16 protein-coding genes are annotated in these 16,792 nt (G+C 61.0%); 8 read left to right on the top strand and 8 right to left on the bottom strand.

Going from position 1 to position 16,792, the window contains the following annotated elements; translation table 11 throughout:
* Window positions 1-66 precede the first annotated feature (66 nt).
* Together hydA and DQ230_RS14915 are read right to left on the bottom strand one after the other, a co-directional pair.
* Window positions 67-1,452 (bottom strand): dihydropyrimidinase, encoded by a 1,386-nt coding sequence (hydA, locus tag DQ230_RS14920; RefSeq protein WP_238987554.1) that lies wholly within the window; start codon window positions 1,450-1,452, stop codon window positions 67-69.
* Window positions 1,453-1,491: 39 nt separating this feature from the next.
* The gene (locus DQ230_RS14915; RefSeq protein WP_113913406.1) at window positions 1,492-2,181 is read right to left on the bottom strand and encodes a FadR/GntR family transcriptional regulator; all 690 of its coding nucleotides are present in this window, start codon (window positions 2,179-2,181) and stop codon (window positions 1,492-1,494) included.
* 153 nt (window positions 2,182-2,334) lie between these two features.
* Between DQ230_RS14915 and DQ230_RS14910 the strand changes: the two genes are divergently transcribed.
* The 7 genes from DQ230_RS14910 (at window position 2,335) to DQ230_RS14880 (ending at window position 8,685) form a co-directional block, all read left to right on the top strand.
* Window positions 2,335-3,126, top strand: coding sequence for a transporter substrate-binding domain-containing protein (locus DQ230_RS14910; protein ID WP_113913405.1), 792 nt, complete (start codon window positions 2,335-2,337; stop codon window positions 3,124-3,126).
* Between the two features lie 99 nt (window positions 3,127-3,225).
* On the top strand, window positions 3,226-3,903 hold the full coding sequence (locus DQ230_RS14905) for an amino acid ABC transporter permease (protein WP_113913404.1): 678 nt from the start codon (window positions 3,226-3,228) through the stop codon (window positions 3,901-3,903).
* Entirely contained in the window at window positions 3,900-4,637 is a 738-nt protein-coding gene (locus DQ230_RS14900) for an amino acid ABC transporter ATP-binding protein (RefSeq protein WP_113913403.1), read from the top strand. The genes DQ230_RS14905 and DQ230_RS14900 overlap by 4 nt, the downstream gene beginning before the upstream one ends.
* A gap of 35 nt (window positions 4,638-4,672) precedes the next feature.
* Window positions 4,673-5,929: a cysteine desulfurase-like protein gene (locus DQ230_RS14895; protein WP_238987553.1), complete on the top strand. Its 1,257-nt coding sequence runs from the start codon at window positions 4,673-4,675 to the stop codon at window positions 5,927-5,929.
* 32 nt (window positions 5,930-5,961) lie between these two features.
* Window positions 5,962-6,801: a bifunctional allantoicase/(S)-ureidoglycine aminohydrolase gene (locus DQ230_RS14890; protein WP_113913402.1), complete on the top strand. Its 840-nt coding sequence runs from the start codon at window positions 5,962-5,964 to the stop codon at window positions 6,799-6,801.
* Window positions 6,798-7,292 carry an ureidoglycolate lyase gene (locus DQ230_RS14885; RefSeq protein WP_113913401.1) on the top strand — a complete coding sequence of 165 codons (495 nt, stop codon included), beginning with the start codon at window positions 6,798-6,800 and terminating at the stop codon, window positions 7,290-7,292. Before DQ230_RS14890 ends, DQ230_RS14885 begins: the two co-directional genes overlap by 4 nt.
* Window positions 7,293-8,079: 787 nt before the next feature.
* On the top strand, window positions 8,080-8,685 hold the full coding sequence (locus DQ230_RS14880) for an outer membrane protein (RefSeq protein ID WP_113913400.1): 606 nt from the start codon (window positions 8,080-8,082) through the stop codon (window positions 8,683-8,685).
* A 355-nt stretch (window positions 8,686-9,040) separates the two neighbouring features.
* On the opposite strand, the gene DQ230_RS14875 is transcribed toward DQ230_RS14880, so the two are convergent.
* The 6 genes from DQ230_RS14875 to DQ230_RS14850 form a co-directional block, all read right to left on the bottom strand.
* Complete coding sequence (locus tag DQ230_RS14875; RefSeq protein ID WP_113913399.1) at window positions 9,041-9,535, bottom strand: hypothetical protein; 495 nt, start codon at window positions 9,533-9,535, stop codon at window positions 9,041-9,043.
* The gene (locus DQ230_RS14870; RefSeq protein WP_113913398.1) at window positions 9,501-9,773 is read right to left on the bottom strand and encodes a VOC family protein; all 273 of its coding nucleotides are present in this window, start codon (window positions 9,771-9,773) and stop codon (window positions 9,501-9,503) included. The genes DQ230_RS14875 and DQ230_RS14870 overlap by 35 nt, the downstream gene beginning before the upstream one ends.
* 26 nt (window positions 9,774-9,799) lie before the next feature.
* Window positions 9,800-12,949 (bottom strand): efflux RND transporter permease subunit, encoded by a 3,150-nt coding sequence (locus DQ230_RS14865; RefSeq protein WP_113913397.1) that lies wholly within the window; start codon window positions 12,947-12,949, stop codon window positions 9,800-9,802.
* Complete coding sequence (locus DQ230_RS14860; RefSeq protein ID WP_113913396.1) at window positions 12,946-14,199, bottom strand: efflux RND transporter periplasmic adaptor subunit; 1,254 nt, start codon at window positions 14,197-14,199, stop codon at window positions 12,946-12,948. Before DQ230_RS14860 ends, DQ230_RS14865 begins: the two co-directional genes overlap by 4 nt.
* Window positions 14,200-14,322: 123 nt before the next feature.
* A complete protein-coding gene (locus DQ230_RS14855) occupies window positions 14,323-15,084 on the bottom strand; it encodes a SpoIIAA family protein (RefSeq protein ID WP_113913395.1) in 762 nt (253 codons plus the stop codon).
* Window positions 15,085-15,143: 59 nt separating this feature from the next.
* Window positions 15,144-15,878, bottom strand: coding sequence for a TetR/AcrR family transcriptional regulator (locus DQ230_RS14850; protein ID WP_238987552.1), 735 nt, complete (start codon window positions 15,876-15,878; stop codon window positions 15,144-15,146).
* Window positions 15,879-16,478: 600 nt separating this feature from the next.
* Here DQ230_RS14850 and DQ230_RS14845 point away from each other — a divergent pair.
* Window positions 16,479-16,784, top strand: a complete 306-nt coding sequence (locus DQ230_RS14845; protein WP_162497465.1) for a hypothetical protein — start codon at window positions 16,479-16,481, stop codon at window positions 16,782-16,784.
* Window positions 16,785-16,792: the final 8 nt, after the last annotated feature.

Raw genomic sequence — 16,792 nt, 5'->3', positions numbered from 1 at the left:
CCCTTTTATGGGTCAGGCCAGCCCGATCGTGTTGGGACTGACCCTGAAAGGCCGGGCCATGATGACTTATTTCCTGTACAAATAGCGTCCTTCGCCTTTGCCCGTCTGAAGGGCGCCATTGCGCATCATCACCTTACCCCGCAGAATGACCGACACCGGCCAACCCGTAATTTCCAGCCCCTCATAGGGGGTATAGTCAGAGCCGTCATGCAGATCGCGATGATGTATCGTTCTGGTGTGGTCAGGGTCCCAGATCGCCAGATCCGCGTCAGAGCCGACCTGAATCGTACCTTTCTGCGGATATAGCCCATAGGTGCGCGCGTGATTGGTCGCGCTGAGGGCGACAAAGCGTTTGAGGTCAATCCGGTTCTTGCCCACGCCTTCGGAGAAGAGGATCGGCAGGCGCGTTTCCACGCCGGGGATTCCGTTGGGAATATGCCGGAAATTGCGCGCGCCCTTGGGGTTCAGCTTGCCGTCAGGGCTGTCATAGCGAAACGGGCAGTGATCGGACGAGAACAGATCGAACGTGCCGCTTTGGATCCCTTTCCAGCAGGCCGCCTGTTCGGCCGCATCGCGCGGCGGGGGCGAGCAGACGTATTTCGCGCCTTCCCAGTTGGCCGCGTCCAGATCGGCCGCGGTCAGCATCAGGTATTGCGGGCAGGTTTCGGCCGTCACGGTCAGGCCGCGCTGCCGGGCGCGGGTGATTTCCTCGATCGTGGCCCCGTTCGAGACATGTACGATGACAATGGGAATTCCGGTGATTTCCGCCAGCGACATGGCCCTGTGTGTCGCCTCGCGCTCGACCGCGACGGGGCGGGTGGTGGCGTGGGCGGCGGGTGTCACGTTTCCCGCCGCCTCGTGTTTGGCGATCAGGTATTTGATCGCGTCCTCGTTTTCGCAATGCACCATGACCGTTGCGCCGAATTCGCGCGCGACATCAAACGTGGCCAGCAGTTCGGCATCGTTCAGCCGCAGGTCGTCATAGGTCATGAACACCTTGAAGGACGTATAGCCATCGCAGACCGCCGCAGGCAGTTCCTGCCCCAGAACCTGCGCGGTCGGGTCGGAAATGATCAGATGAAAACTGACATCGGTATAGCAGTTTCCCGCCGCCAGCCCATGATACCACTCGATAGCCGCACGGATGCTTTGGCCGCGCTGTTGCAGGCAAAACGGCATGATCGTGGTATTGCCGCCAAACAGCGCCGAGCGTGTGCCGCTTTCGAAATCGTCGGCCATCACGATCCCCTCGCCCGAGGGCTGCGAGATATGGACATGGCTGTCAATCCCGCCGGGCAGGACGTATTTTCCGCTGGCGTCAATGATGTCGCCCGCCTCCGCGTCAAGCCGGCCAATCGCGGCAATGCGCCCGTCCCGCACGCCAATATCCGCATCAAAGATATCTTGGTCCGTTGCGATTGTGCCGCCCTTGATCAGAAGGTCGTAGGTCATGGACTTGCCTTTCATTTCCTGGCTTTTCCGCAAGCCGCGTCAAACGATGACGTCGGCGCGGGCGGCGGTGTTGCGAATATGGGTGGCCATCACGCGGCCCGCGGTATCGGCATCGCGGTCGTTCAGGGCCGCGATAATCTGGCGATGCTCGGCGATGGATTCGGACATGCGCGCATCGTGGGTAAAGGGAATGGGAGTGCGCTGCGTTTCCGTCAGCAGAGCGGCGAATTTCTCGTATGTCTTCGCCAAAAGCGTATTGGTGGTCTTGCTGGCAATATGGCGGTGAAAGGCCCAGTCGGCCTCGACGTTGGCGACCAGATCCTGCTGCGCCCATGCGGCCTCCATCTGGTCGGCCAGACTGTGCAGCAATGTGATATCCTCCAGCGTGGCAAGGGTGGCGGCGTGGCGTGCCAGCCGTTCCTCCAGCAAAATCCGCATCTCGAACACACTATGCAGCGAATGTTCGGTGTCATAGCGCCAGCCGGCAGTGCCGCCCGCCACTTGCGCGCCGGGCTTGGTCACAAAGGTGCCACGGCCCGGATATGTCTTGATCTGGCCCAGCGTCTCCAGCGTCAGAAGCGCCTCGCGCAGCGACGGGCGCGAGATGCCAAGCCGTTCGGCAAGTATCCTTTGCGAGGGCAGTTTCTGGTCCACCGGGAAAATACCATCCTGGATCATTTTCTGAACCTTGCGGGCAGCGGCCTGCGATACCGGTATGCGGTCAATCATTGTGAGGCTTCTTTTTCTGTCTGTGTCGAGTCTCGCCCTAGCAGATAGATTTTTGCTTGTTTCATCCAGTAACCATGTTACCAATTATCCGGTCAGACCAGTCTGACCAAATCATTTGGTATCTGCAAGCCAATACTACAGGGAGGATAAATCATGCTAAGAACAAACGCCGTCAAACTGGCCGCCGCGCTTGCCCTTTCGCTCACCGGGGCCGGATTTGCCCATGCCGACACGCTTCAGGTCGGCGCCAATATCGGCAACGTCCCATGGGAATTTCAGGACGAGTCCGGCAATGTCGTCGGGTTCGAGGTCGATCTGGTGAACGAGGTGGCATCGCGCCTTGGCCATGAAGTCGAGATTACGAATATCCCGTTCAACGGCCTGTTCTCGGCTGTTCAATCGGGGCGTATCGACATCGCCATTTCGTCAATCACCATCACCAATGACCGTCTGCAATCGGTGGCCTTCGCGCAGCCCTATTACGACAGCGACCAGTCGCTGACCGTTGCCACCGGCGGGCCGCAAACCGTTGAGGAAATGAAAGGCAAGATTGTCGGCGTCGATACCGGATCGACCGGCGATGTCTGGGTGACGGAAAACGCCGAGCGATACGGATTCGGCGAAATCCGCCGTTACGAGGGCTTGCAACTGGCCATGCTGGACCTGACTGCCGGGCGGATCGAAGGCTATATCTCGGACATTCCGTCGCTGCTGTATTACGTCAAGGACAAGCCCAATCTCGAAGTTGTGGCGCGTATCAAATCGGATGAGAATTATTCGATGATGTTCGCCAAGGGCTCGGAGTTGGTGACGCAGGCCAACGACGCGATCACCGAACTGAAGAAAGACGGAACGCTGGCCGAGCTGCATGAAAAATGGTTCGGCGCGGCCCCCGAAGAGGGCACATCGACAGCCACCGTTCTGCCCATCCCCGCAGCGCAGTAAACGCCAAAACAGGCAAGCGGCGCCCGGTGCAAACCCCGGACGCCGCCCCGGCCATCCCGTTGGCCGCGCCCGTTCAAGGCCCAGCACGAGGAAAGCATAATGAGCATTCTGATCGACACATTTTTCAATATCGAGGTGCTGGAGCGCTCGATGCCGCTTTTGCTCAAGGGGCTTTGGGTGACAATCCGGCTGGGCATTGTCAGCATTCTGGCGGGGCTTGCCGGGGGGCTGATACTGGCCTTGCTGCGGCTTTATGCGATCTGGCCGCTTCAGTTTCTGGCGCGCATCTATATTGATATCTTCCGGTCGCTGCCGCTGCTGGTGCTGCTGGTCATCGTCTATTACGCGCTGCCGTTCATCGGCATCCGCATGTCGCCCTTCTGGTCGGCCATGTGCGCGCTCTCGATGGTATCGGCGGCCTATAACGCCGAGGTGTTCCGCGCCGGCATCGAAGCCGTGCCAGCCGGGCAGTTCGAGGCGTCCGAGGCGCTTGGCCTGCGCTATGGGCAGCTGATGATGGACGTGATCCTGCCGCAGGCGATCAAGATCGTCATTCCGCCGCTGACCAACAATTCGATCAACGTGATCAAGGACACCGCGCTTGCCTCGGTCGTGGCGATGCCGGACCTGCTGAAACAGGCGACGCAGGCGCAGGCGCTGACGGCCAACCCGTCGCCGCTGATCGGCGCGGCTGTCATCTATATCCTGCTGCTCTGGCCGCTGGTTCTGGCCGTGGGCCGGCTGGAGCGTCGCTTTGGTCAGGGGAAACGCACATGACCGGCTTTGTCAGTATCCGCAATCTGCACAAGTTCTATGGCCAGTTCGAGGCGCTCAAAGGTATCGACCTGGACATCGCCGAGGGCGAAGTGCTGTGTATCGTTGGCCCCTCGGGATCGGGGAAATCGACGCTGATCCGCTGCATCAACCGGCTTGAAAGCTTTGCGGAGGGCAGCGAGATCGTCGTTGACGGCACCCCGGTGATGCCCGGCCCGGCGCTGGCCAAGGTGCGCGCCGATGTGGGCATGGTGTTCCAATCCTTCAACCTGTTCCCGCATCTGACGGTACGGCGCAACGTCATGCTGGCCCCGCTCCGTGTGCGCAAGATCACCACCGCCGAGGCGTCGGCGCGCGCCGATACGCTGCTGAAACGGGTCGGCATTTCCGAACAGGCAGACAAATATCCCGGCCAGCTGTCCGGCGGGCAGCAACAGCGCGTTGCCATCGCCCGCGCATTGGCGATGGAGCCGCGCGTGATGCTGTTCGACGAGCCGACCTCGGCGCTGGACCCTGAAATGGTGGGCGAAGTGCTGGACGTGATGCGATCGCTGGCGGGAACCGGCGTGACGATGATCGTCGTGACGCACGAGATGGGATTTGCCCGGCAGGTGGCCGACCGCGTCATCTTCATGGATGGGGGCGAGATCATCGAAACCGCCGCGCCCGACGAATTCTTCTCAAGCCCCAAGGAAATCCGGACGCAGAACTTTTTGAAGACGGTTCTGAATCGCTGAAGCTCAGCCCCGTCCCTATGAAACAGGAAACCGAAATGACCAAGATGCACAGCAAGATCGACCCCGAATTCGTGGGCGCGCATTTCCCTGCCCTGAACAAGGACTGGGTATTTTGCGACAACGCCGGCGGCTCGCAAATCGTCAAAGGCGCCGTTGACAAGATCAGCGAATTCCTGCTGGAGAAAAACGTCCAGATCGGCGGCAGCTATGCTGTATCGCAAGCGGCCGCCGCCGCGCTGATGGAGGGGCGCAAGGCGGCGCAAACGCTGGTCAACGCCGCCCGCCCCGAGGAAATCGTGTTCGGCCCGTCCACCACCGCCCTGATGCAAACGCTGGCAGGCGCCATGCGCAGCCAGCTGAGTCCCGGTGATGAAATCATCGTGACGCTGGCCGATCACGAATCCAATATCGGCCCGTGGGACCGCCTGCGCGAATTTGGCATCGTCATCAAATTCTGGCCCTTTGACCATGAAACATACGATCTGCGGCTGGAGGATCTGGAGCCGCTGATGACAGACCGGACCCGGCTGGTCTGTGTCACGCATGTGTCCAACATTCTGGGCCATATCAACCCGATCGCCGAATTTGCCCGCTTCATCCATGAAAAAGGCGCGCGGATCTGTGTCGATGCGGTGGCCTATGCACCGCACCGGGCGATCGACGTGCAGGCGTGGGATGTCGATTATTACGTCTTCAGCCTGTACAAATGCTATGGGCCGCACACCGCCATCATGTACGGAAAATACGACCTGCTGGGCGAGCTGGACGGGATGTATCACTATTTCTACGGCAAGGATAAGGTGCCGGGCAAGCTGGAGCCGGGCAATCCCAATTACGAACTGGCCTACAGCACCGTCGGCGTGGTCGATTATCTGGTCGCCTTGGGCGAAAGCGTTGGCGGAGGCGGATCGCGCCGCGACCGGATCTGCGCCGCCTATGATGCCATCACCGTGCAGGAGGATGCGCTGACGGGCCGGCTTCTGGATTGGCTGAACGCGCGTAACGACTGCCGCGTGATCGGCAAGACCACCAACGACGGCTCGGCCCGCGTGCCGACGATTGCGTTCAAGTTTGACGGCCAGAACTCGGGCGAAGTGGCGCGGAAAATGGACGATTACGGCATTGCCATCCGGTTCGGGGATTTCCACGCCCGCCGCCTGGTCGAGAATCTGGATGAGGCCGGCGATGACGGCGTGATCCGGGTGTCGATGGTGCATTACAACACGCTGGAACAGGTCGACCGGCTGTGCGGCGCACTGGGCGAGATTGTCGGATCGAACGCCGCCGCCTAAGATGCCGGCGGAATGCAGTGGGAGGCTCGGACATGACGCAAAACCGCTATCACGCGCCCGCAGGCGGGCTGCCGCCGCAGACCCGTTTGCTGACGGATCGCGCGGTGTTCACCACCGCCTACGCGGTCATTCCCAAGGACGCGTGCCGGGATACGGTTGCCAGTTTGCTGCCCTTCTGGCGCGATGCGCGGTTCTGGGTTCTGGCCCGGCCGCTGTCGGGATTTGCGGAAACCTTTTCGCAATATATCGGTGAAATACAGCCGGGCGGCGGCAGCGACCGCCCGGAAACCGAGGCAGGCGTTCAGGCGGTGCTGTTCGTCGTCGCCGGCGCCGTCACGCTGACCATCGACGGCAGGGTGCATGACATGGGCGCGGGCGGCTATGCCTATATCCCGCCCGGCGCGGACTGGACCTTGCACAACGGCGGCGCCGAGGTGGCGGTGTTCCACTGGCTGCGCAAGGCCTATCGGCCGCTTGACGGGCTGGAGGCGCCGGATGCGCTGGTGTGCAATGAGAACGACATCAGCCCGGTGGCGATGCCGGACACAAATGGCGTCTGGGCCACGACGCAGTTTGTCGATCCGGGCGATATGCGGCACGATATGCACGTCAATATCGTCACCTTGCAGCCCGGCGGCGTCATCCCCTTTGCCGAAACGCATGTGATGGAGCATGGCCTGTATGTGCTGGAGGGCAAGGCCGTCTATCATCTGAATCGTGACTGGGTCGAGGTGGAGGCAGGCGATTTCATGTGGCTGCGCGCCTTTTGCCCGCAGGCCTGTTATGCCGGCGGGCCGGGACCGTTTCGCTATCTGCTCTACAAGGACGTGAACCGGCACATGACGCTGACCAGCGGCGCGATGCGCCCGTGACGGCGCGGCGGCTGACGGTTGCGCCACTGACCGCCGATGGGTTTGCGGCCTACGGCGACGTGATCGCGATGGGCGGCGCGCCGGACAGGATCATCAATCAGGGCATGTGCGCGCGCTACCACGATCGCGCGGCTCTGGATTTCGCAGACGGGCGCCCCGGCCTCAGCCTGTTCGACGCCAAGGCGCGGCACCTGCCGCTGGCGGTCGACATGATGGAGCGTCACCCCGAGGGAAGCCAGGCGTTCATCCCCGTCAGCGGCGCCCGGTTTCTGATCGTCGTCGCAGATGACGATGACGGTGTGCCGGTGCGCCTGAATGCGTTCATCACTCAGTCCGAACAATCGATCAACCTGCATCGCGGCGTCTGGCATGGCGTGCTGACACCCATCGGCGCGCCGGGCCGGTTTGTGGTTGTCGACCGCATCGGCAGCGGCGCCAATCTGGAAGAACACTGGTTCGAGACGCCTTACATCGTCGAAACACTGTCATAGGCCGTTCCCGGAAACGGAGCTGATTGGACAGTAATTGGGTAGACCTGCGGCGGTTTTGCGCCGCTCTTCGTTTATCTTTCAGACCATCTTTCGGTCGGGTGCGACAAGGCTTTGCTGCCCAATGCCGAATGTTGCCGACGTGGCTCACTGAAGCTGTCGGTGTATTCAAAGATCGCCATCTCTGCCTGCCCGTGCTTTTTACACCAGCGCCCCCAGATCAGCTCTGCCTTGATCGCTGCACGGCATGGCATTGCGCAGCTATGTGCCGCGCAGCCGCCGGACTGACGACGCGGACGCCCGACATTGAGGCCCCGTCGAAGATGGTCGTGAACGGCGCGGGGGGCGCATGACCGCCTCCGGTCGGTTGGCTGCGGCGCTGTCGCGGTGCCCACCCATTCAGCGCCCGCCCCCATGCCTTTGGCTTAGTGTCGTGAAACCGGCCGCTGATTGCAGATCCTCAATCTGCCGGGTGGGACCATATGACGTCTATGTGATTTAAATGTCACATTTTGTCTTGTATCGGCCGTTGGCATGTTTCGCCGACCAAGCGAGAAAATACACGCTGTATCCGCTGCATGCCTTGTAAGTCATTGATTTCAATTACAGTTATATTGCGCGGATCAAAGCAGGCAACTTACCGCCAGAAAAATCATATTTATGTGAAACCATTCGCGCTCCGGGCTGTTGAATTGGTGAAGTAGATCCCAGATATCACAAGCTATGAGGCGCAGGATCCGGTCATCGGACACCACGCCCAGACAGTTCACGAATAACAAAGGAACAGAAAATGAAATATTTGCTTTCCGCCGCAGCATCATCCGCCCTGCTGGCAGGCACCGCTTTCGCCGGCAATATCGAACCGGCGCCCATGGAACCGGTTATTGCACCGGCTCCCGTGCCTGTTGCCACATCGCCTGACTGGACCGGCTTCTACGCCGGTGGCCAGCTGGGCTACGCCAACATCGACTCGGACGTTCCCGGTGACAACGATGGTGACGGCTTCATCGGTGGTCTGACCCTTGGCTACGACTATGACATGGGCAACAACTGGGTCATCGGTGGCGGCTTTGACTATGACTGGGCCGACATCAGCTTTGGCAATGGTGGTGCAAATGCTGCCTCCATCGAGAGCATCTGGCGCGCCAAGGTGCGTGCCGGTTACAAGATTGGCAACGGCCTGCTGTATGCAACAACCGGTTATGCCAACGCGGACACCGATACCCGTGGCGACAATGATGGCTACTTCATCGGCGGCGGCTACGAGCATATGGTTTCTCAGAACTTCTCGGTCGGTGGCGAGGTGCTCCATCACCTTTTCGACGATTTCAGCGGCGGTCCCAGCTCCGACATGGACGCGACCACAGCGCAGATCCGCGCAACGTACCGCTTCTAAACCACTCTGGACGCACTGTCCGGCGTATCATGGCGCGCGATCCTTCGGGGTCGCGCGTTTTGCGTTCTGTAACCTCAACCTGTCCGAGCCGTGCATTGATCAGCGGCCCAGCGGAGGGGGCGAGTGCTGCGTGTCAGTGTTCAGTTTTTCTGTCACCCGGTTTCAGCGGTTCTGCCGACACGTCATCCAGCGCGCCGCGCATCAGTTCAAGCTCGGCGTCCAGCCGGTGGACGGATTTGGACAGGTCTTTGACAGCCGTTGAATCGCCCTTCGTACCGGATTCCCTTGTGCGATGCGTTCGCTCCGGCGGGACAGGGACAAGAGCGACCGCGCTTTACCTCTGACATCTGTTGCGTCAATGTGGACAGGCTTTCGGACAGTACATCGAACCGCCGGGCTCATAATTCGGAACGTTAAGGGCGTTCAGGACGAGGGCTGAACGAAGGCACCTTTGACCATTCCCATGACGACGATACTCGGCCCGACCATGCGGTAAGAATGGCGCAGGCCGGGACGCGTTTGACCTGCGCACGTTGATACGCTGGCCAGTCAGCCGGGGCCATGCCAGCCCGGCCAGTTCCTGATCCGCCAGCCGGTCCGACGAGATGCCCAGCTGCGCGCAAACCGCTTCGGCAAGCGGCGATCCTTTGGCCCGTGCATCCGCGCCGCGCGGCGGGCCGCCGGGCAGGATGCTGCCGCCTTTCGCGTATGGCGTGGCGGTAGGGATGAATGCATCAAAGCTGGCCTCATCCACCTGGCAACGCTCCGGCGCCCAATCCGTCATCGGTCCGGTCAGATAGCCACGCCGAAAGGCGTCATCGACGTATGATTGCGCGCGGGCCTCGCGCATGGTCGCGGCCTGTGCGCCCGCGATCTGTCATCAGGCTGTGCAGCGCCTCGACCTGCTCATATCGGCGCGGCTCCAGCAGCAGGTCGGTCCCATCCGATTCGTCGCTGGATACTACGGCCAGCCAGCGATGCTCACCAAGCGGGATATCGTTTTTCACCTTGAAACCGTGAACATCACGGCAGAATTTCTCCGCCTCGTTCTGATTGTCCACATCGACGCTTGTAACGTGAATTTTCATGGCCGGTTTCCTTGAAATTCTGGTGATCAGGATGGTGCGGGCCGCTCTGCGACGGCTTCGACCTGTTTGGGCGAGCGTGATTTTGAACGATGCACCCGTTTTTCGCCCAGCATCAGCATGGCGGGTGTGACGATCAGGGTCAGCACCGTTGTGATCACAAGGCCCCCCGCGATGGCGGAGCTGAGTTCGGTCCACCACTGCGTCGAGGGTGCGCCATAGACGATCTGGCGGGTGAAAAAATTGAGGTTCACGCCGATCACCATGGGCATCAGGCCGAGCGCCGTCGTGACCGACGTAAGAACCACTGGCCGCAAACGCTGCGCCCCTGTTCTCAGCGCGGCCTCCAAGGGCGACAAGCCCGCCTTCTTGAGGTCGTTATAGGTGTCGATCAGCACGATGTTGTTGTTCACGACGATGCCCGCCAGCGCGATCACCCCGATGCCGCCCATGACCACGCCAAAGGGACGTCCCGTGACGATCAGGCCAAAGAGGACGCCAGCAATGGAAAACACGATGGCGCTCATCACGACGAAGGATTGGTAGAAGTTGTTGAACTGGATCACCAGGATCACGAACATCAGGAAAATCGCAGTCGCGAATGCTCCGATGAGAAAGGTCATCGCATCGGTCTGGTCCTGCGCTTCGCCCGCGAACGCGGCCTCGACACCGTTCGGCAAATCCATGTCGTCGATGACCGCTTGCAGCGCCACAACCTGATCGTTGACCAGAACACCGGGCGCGACGTTTGCCTCTATGGTGATGACCCGGCGCTGATCGACGCGGGTGATGGTGCCGCTGCGCGGGGATGGCTCGAAGGACACGAAGTTCGAGATCGGAACGAGACCCGCCGATGTCGGCACGCGCAGCGATTGCAGCTCTTCCAGCGTGCGGTCGTCAGAGGGAAACCGCACGTTGATGTCGACCGGCCCATCCGCATCGTCGGGGCGATAGTCGGCCACCGTGATGCCGCGCGTCAGCAGTTGCACGGCCTGCCCCAGCGTCGAAATGTCGGCGCCAAAGCGCGCTGCCTCGGAGCGGTTGACCGAGATGAGCCATTCGACGCCCGGAAGGGGCCGCGTGTCGGTGACGTCGGTAAATCCGCCGATATCCTCCATGGCTGCGCGAATTTCCTCGACGACGGCGGCCTGTTTCTCGGGATCATTGGCCTGGACGCGCAGGCTGATCGGTTTTCCGGCCGAAGGGCCGCTTGATGCCGTCTGCACCTGCACGTCGATGCCGGGGATGCTGGCCATGTCTGCGCGGATGTCCTCGCCGATGAGGGCGGCGGTGCGACGTGTGTCCCATTCGGTCAGCTCGATCTGGATCGTGCCGATCAGGTCAGCCGCATCCTGATTGCTGCCGCCCGAACGGGCATAGACAGATGCAATCTCGTCATAGGCAAACAGACGTTCCTCGACCCTGCGCACCAGCGCGTCCTTCTCGAAGATCGAAAAGTTGTCGCGGGCGCGGACCTGGACCTGCGCGAACTCAGGTTCGATGGATGGGAAGAAACTGATGCCGTTGCCGAACTGGCCATAGGCACCGAAGCCCGCCATCAGGAAGGTGATTGCCATGATCAGCGTCGCCCACGGGCGCAGGATCGCGAATTCCAGAATGCGGACATAACCGCCGGTTAAGCCGCTCAATTCGCGCGGGTCGCCGTTTTCGGCGGCGTGCAACGCCTGCTTGGCCTTGGCCGATTGCGGGGGCCTCTTGCCAATGATGCCGCCCATGACCGGGATAACGATCAGGGCCATGAACAGGGAGGCCGTGAGCGTCAGGATGACGGTAATTGGCAGAAACTTCATGAACTCGCCCACCATTCCCGACCAGAACAGCAGCGGAAAGAACACCGACAATGTCGTTGCGGTCGAGGCGATGATCGGCCAGGCCATGCGCTTGGCAGCGTGGGAATAGGCCACCTTCGGCGCGTCGCCTTCCTGCAAGCGCCGGTCGGCAAGCTCGGTCGTGACGATGGCGCCGTCCACCAGCATACCGACAACCAGGATCAGCGAGAACAGCACCACCAGGTTCATCGTGTAGCCCATGAACCAAAGTGCCGTGACGCCCGCAAGGAATGCGCCCGGAATGGCCAGCCCGACCAGCAACGCGGAGCGGATACCGAGCGCCCAGACGATGACGATCATCACCAGGATCACGGCAGCGATCACGTTCGCCTCCAGATCGCTCAGCATGGTTTCCACCTGCTCGCTCTCGTCCTGCATGTAATCGATCTGGACGCTTTCGGGCCAATCTGCCTGCGCCTTTTCGATCAGCGCGCGCACGGCGGCGACCGTCTCGATGATGTTGGAGCCGGACCGCTTCTTGATCTCCAGCGCCAGCGCGGGCTGCCCGTCGATACGGGCAAAGCCTGTCGGATCCTCGAATGTCCGGCGGATCGTGGCGACATCCCCGAAGGTTACGACCGTGTCGCCGCGCACCTTGACCGGCAACGCCATGACATCCTCGACACCCTCGATCAGGCCCGGCACTTTCAGGACAATTCGCCCCGCGCCATTCTCGATGGCACCCGCCGCAATCAGCCGGTTGTTGCGGTTGATCTGGCCGATCAACTCCTCGAAACTGATGTTGTAGGTCTCGAATATCGTGGGGTCGATCAACACCTCCAGAAGCGCGTCGCGCTCGCCACCCACATCGACCTCAAGAACGCCAGTCAAACCCTCGATCCGGTCCGAAAGCTCCTCGGACAGGCTGTTGAGCGTCCTCTCCGGCACCGGGCCGGACAGGATCACCGTCAGGATCGGGAACAGCGCGGTGTTGACTTCGGTCACGACCGGATCGGTGGCATCCTCGGGCAACTCGGGCTTGGCGCGATCCACGCCTTCCCTCACCTTGTCGAGCGCTGCAACGGCATCGAACCCCGGCTCGAACTCAAGCTGCACGCTGGCATAGCCTTCCCCCGCGTTGCTCGTCATCTGTTTGAGCCCGGTGAGAGAGGACAGTTCTGTTTCCAATGGCTCGATCAACAGGCGCTCGGAATCCTGCGGCGATATGCCGTCAAGGCCGGTCGAGACGTAGAAGATCGGGATCGGGATTTCCGGCGAACTTTCCTTCGGAATCGTCACATAGGCATAGGCCCCCACGGTGAGGATCATCAGCAGCGCCATGACGACAACACGGCCACGGCTGAAGGCGGCGTCGATTATGGCGTTCATTGCGCCGCCTCCAGGTTTGTTGCCACCGGTGTGTCGCTGTCCGGCTCTGCTCCGATGATTTGACCGGCGGCATCTGTCGATGCCTTGGCCGCAGGCGCGCCCGCCACGGGCTCTTGCGCAGACATACCTTCGGCTTCTTCATCGGGTTGCGGATCGACCGTCTCACCATCGTTTACGAAACCCTGCCCGACCGAGATGATCCGTGCCTTGTCCGGCAGGCCGGAAATCCAGATGCCGTCAGTCTGGGCGCGCACGATGCTGATCTTGTGAAACTCGACAATATTCTCGGCGTTCACCGTCTTGATCCCCAGCGTCCCGTCGGTGTCGAGCGACAGGATCGCGGGCGATACGAAATGCGCCGTCAATTCTCCCGTGGGAATGCGCAGTTGCGCGCTGATCCCGGCCGGAATCGCACCATCGGCATTCGGAACCACAATTCTCGCCATAAAGGTCCGGGTTTCCGGATCCGCGCTTGTCGCCACGAAGCGAACCTCGCCTGTGGAGGTCTCACCGGTGATGAAGGACACCTCGGCCGTCTGACCGACCTTGATATCACGCAGCGACTGCTGCGGGATCTGGATGGTGATATTCAACGGCGTATTGTCGACGATGCGACCCACCTCGGCACCGGTCGAGACGAATTCGCCGATGTTGATATCCAGCGCCTCCAGCCGACCCGCAAAGGGCGCGCGGATTTCAGTGTTTCCGATGGCTTCTTCCGCGGCGCTGACGCCCGCCTGCGCGGCGGCCAGCGTTGCCCGCGCCTGTGTGACCCGATCAACAGTGGCGACCCCGCGCTCGACCAGCGCGGTCGCATTGTCAAATTCACGTTGTGCGCGGTCGCGCTCCTGCCGGGCCCGTTCCAGATCGGCCTCACGTGCGGCGATGTCGATCCGCGCGATCACTTGCCCGGCCTCCAGATCGGCCCCCATCTCGACCAGCATCTCACCGATCTGGCCGGATGTTTCGGCGCGAATCGCCGTGTCACGGTCGGGCAACGCCTGCCCTTCGGCGACAAAAACCTGTTCCACCGGTTCGGCCACAGATTGGCGCACGGCGACCGATACGGCCCGGACGGCCACGGGTGTTTTCGCGGTCTGGCCCGACGGGTCCGAAGGCAACAGATACCCGCTGCCCATCCAGCCGACGATGGCGACGGCCAGGCCGCCCGCAACCCATCTGGACCGGTTCGACCCGCGGTCGTCGTCAAAGCTTAGCGTCTCGCGCCCGTGTTTCGGCGTCTCGGTCATCGTCTGGCCTCCTCGGAGATCACGCACCCATCCGGGCACGGTTTCAGTCAGGATCTCGCTGCCGAAATCTGGATTACAATTCGTCTGAATGTGCCGCCCGGCGGGTCCGGGCGGCGTTTCGGTTCAAGCGTCGCGGACCCAGGCCCAGGCGGCGTCATCCTCCGATGCATCGAACATCCGCATCTCGAAAGGCATCATCGCGCCGACAGTGCTGCCCATGGCCGCCATCCATTTCGGCGCACCCACAACCGCATACCGGCCCAGATGCGTGATCGCGCTCATCTTGCTGCCCATGACCGAGCCGTCGGTCAGGATCGCCGGATCAAAGCCGTCGTAGTCCTTGATGCGGACGAGCAGATTGATCTTTCCATCGCCCTTCATGCGGGCCTCGAGCGGGGCCAGCAGCTTGTCCACGTCGTCTGGGGTAATCCTGCCGTTAATTTCGTAGGCAAGGACACCGTCCTTGCCGTCAGACAGAAGTGTCACACCACTGCCCGACGCTGCCGCCTGTTTCGCGGGCAGGTCGGAGACAAATGCCTTGGCGGCCGCCACATCAGCAGAGCCGAAGGCCTTCACGTCGATCATCGGCAGGATCGGGTCGATCCACTTCAACATTGCCGCGAACGCCTGGAGATCGGTAACAATTGCCATTTTCGCGATCTTGGACCACTGGGCCAGCATCCCGAATTCAAACTTCGCATCCTCCGCCATTGCGTCGGCGGTGATGTCCTTCCACCCTTCGGCACGCACGATCAGGCCCAGCGGCCCGTCGCCTTTCAGGGCAGGCGTCAGTTCGCGCTCCATCGTTTCGATATCACGCTTTTCCAGGACGCCATCCATCGTCAGTTCCCAGACATTCGATTTCAGTTCTCTTACCTTGAGCATGAATTTTCCTTTTGCTTTCGATTGGTGGAACAGGGTGATTTCCCTGCGCCGCCGGCGCCTCAGTCGCCCGCAACAGCGCGCAGCATGAGACGATATTCGGTGGGGTTGGAGAGCATGACGCTGCCTTGCGGAAGACCAAGTAATCGATCGATCAACTCGCCCTCGGCCACCATTCGGTGAGTGAGACGTTCCGTCGCCTGATCCAGATCACCGGCCTCGGCCAGCCGAAACGCCTCTTCCAGAACAGCACGACGTCCTTGAGACATTGCCATGATGGTTTCGCCGACAAGACCGATGTCCGAAACGTCAAAGACACCTTCCTCGACCCCCTGAGAGATCATTTCCATCAGCACCGGCATCGCGGCAGCGTTTGCCGCCGCCGTAATTCGGCCGAACAGGACGTCGTTTCCAGGGCGCAGCATGACATCGATGAAGAACTTCATCTTCGGTCCTTGCTCGGCCTTCCAGCGGTTGGACTCGGCAAGAAAAGCGTTGAAGCGTTTCAGGGCATCGCCGGACGTTGCGTCACGCGCCGCTTGCGCCGCAGCCAGTGCCTCGGTCGTGAACCGCTCGACCACGCCATCGAGCAGATCCTCCTTGGCGGCAAAGTGGTGGTAGAACCCGCCCTTTGAGATACCTGCCTCATTGAGGACATCGGCAATCGTGACGTTGTCCCATCCTCGCGCGAAAAACAGCCTTTGAGCCGCGCCCAGAATATGCACCCGGCGCGCATCCGGTGCCATCCGCATGCGCTTTGGAGCGTGTCCAGCTTCTGTTGCAACCTTGGCGCTCACATTGCCCTCCTACAGACCGACAGTCGGTATGTAGGGTGCGCAAAGGCACCCGTCAAGAAAATACGGAGCGCTTGCCGATCTGGGTTAGATGACCTGCCCGAACGGCGCCGATCGAGTGGAAACTCGGCTGCGTGCGTCACCAATTTGCGGATGTTGGCTGGCGTGGTTGCGGACACGCCTTTCCGGCTCGCCCAGAGCGTTCAAAATTCTCATGTTTGGACATTTTAGGACTTTTTCCTTCGGTCAGGTCGTGCCCGTCAGGGCAGCGCACCGACGCCCCAAATGTCCATAAAAATAGCCCCCAAAACCTCGGATGAGCCGCGTTATGCGTTTAATAACAATGCTTTATATGAGATTACTGGTACCCCCCCACACGGACACGGGCATCATTTGAAATCAATGCGTTAGACATTGAGGACCGTAAAAAATCGTAATCGAAAACGCCGCGACCTCGGCAAAAGTCAACGGCGTCCAAGGCACTGTGGAAGGTGTCTATTCGTGCGGCGGGTATATCGCAGCTTTCTCCATGTTGGCAATGCATTGGGGGGCGCTGGTATGAGAAGCCTCAACCCCACATACTTCCGCCACGCGGCGAGGGTCATGGCATCGTCGGAACGCATGGTGAGCGATCAATTTGATTACTTCACCAGCGAAGATGACTTCGTGATGCTTGACCTCAGTGAAGCCAGAACCCTTGCCGACAATCTCAAGCGCGACGCCGAACTCTTCGAGATGGTCGCGGAAAACGCGGAAGGTGGTGACGCATGGACATTATCCCCGTTTCACCCGGCCTTCACGATCTACCGCAACCGGCGTGTAGATCAGCCCGGCCAGATAGGCTTGGCGCGCAGTAGGCTTCGCAACAACGCGGTGCGACAGGCCGGCCGCAAAAATATCATCGTATGAGCGGCCCC

The sequence above is a fragment of the Roseovarius dicentrarchi genome, from assembly GCF_003316635.1.
Lineage (GTDB): Bacteria > Pseudomonadota > Alphaproteobacteria > Rhodobacterales > Rhodobacteraceae > Roseovarius > Roseovarius dicentrarchi.
This window is presented reverse-complemented; position numbering and strand designations above follow the sequence as displayed.